The sequence below is a fragment of the Monashia sp. HAY1-2A genome, assembly GCF_056755315.1.
The window spans coordinates 1-231 of sequence record NZ_JBNDHY010000853.1 but is presented as its reverse complement, the minus strand read 5'-3'; the positions used below and the strand labels follow the sequence as shown (position 1 = coordinate 231).

General features: G+C 60.2%; 1 protein-coding gene. It reads right to left on the bottom strand.

The genetic code is table 11. The features are described 5' to 3' along the window. Window positions 1-231: hypothetical protein (locus tag ACPYOM_RS24180; RefSeq protein ID WP_481347931.1), on the bottom strand; the 231-nt coding region annotated here is incomplete at both ends.

Genomic DNA, 231 nt, shown 5'->3' with positions numbered 1-231 from the left:
GTTCGATGCAACGCCGGAGAAGGTCAGAAGCGTCGAGCGCACGCTGTTCGGCAGACCGCCGAGCACGACCGCCCAAGCGAGGAAGAAGTCGATCAACGCGCCACCGAGCGCCGAGGCGACGGAAACGCGGATACTGATCCAGTAGGCACTCATAATACCCGGCGTAAACAGATCGCCGATATTCTTGAAGGTAAAGTTGCCCTCGGGAGTGAGGAATGCACCGGCCACCAG